This is a genomic window from Sphaerotilus sp. FB-3 (assembly GCF_023706025.1).
GTDB lineage: Bacteria > Pseudomonadota > Gammaproteobacteria > Burkholderiales > Burkholderiaceae_C > Sphaerotilus > Sphaerotilus sulfidivorans.
This window is the reverse complement of record NZ_BQWE01000033.1, coordinates 1-547: the sequence shown is the minus strand read 5'-3', so window position 1 is coordinate 547 and position 547 is coordinate 1. Positions and strand designations below refer to the sequence as shown.

Sequence of the window (547 nt, the reverse complement as noted above, 5' to 3'; positions counted from 1 at the left end):
GTACTTTCAACTCGGTCCGGAATTGCTTCCGGACATGGTTGATGTCTGGTGACGCAATCAATTGTCATTGGCGGCACGGTTGCTTGCAGGCCTTTACCCCTGCTGCATTTCCGCCAACAACGCTGATTCGACTCTACGAATTTTTAAAGAACAACAGCCTCTTTCGAGACAGACCTGAACATTGCGTTCAACGCTCAGGTCTGTCCTGATTGATTTCAGAAGTGATGGTGGAGGATGACGGGATCGAACCGACGACCCCCTGCTTGCAAAGCAGGTGCTCTCCCAGCTGAGCTAATCCCCCTTGAACATTGGTGGTGGGTCTGGTTGGATTCGAACCAACGACCCCCGCCTTATCAAGACGGTGCTCTAACCGACTGAGCTACAGACCCCAATCTCTTCTGACTCTGTCGTGACAGCCGATAAGTGTGGGCGCGTTGATTTGAGTGTCGTACTGTGTTGGACTCTGCTGCCTGGACTGTTTTGCAGTCAGGTGCATCGTCTTTTTCCAGAAAGGAGGTGATCCAGCCGCACCTTCCGATACGGCTAC

Annotated in this window: 2 tRNA genes; both read right to left on the bottom strand. The window is 52.5% G+C overall.

Annotation, left to right across the window (positions count from 1 at the left end):
- Positions 1-225 precede the first annotated feature (225 nt).
- Positions 226-301 (bottom strand) — tRNA-Ala (locus tag NFT33_RS13300).
- Between the two features lie 11 nt (positions 302-312).
- A tRNA-Ile gene (locus NFT33_RS13295) sits at positions 313-389 on the bottom strand.
- Positions 390-547: the final 158 nt, after the last annotated feature.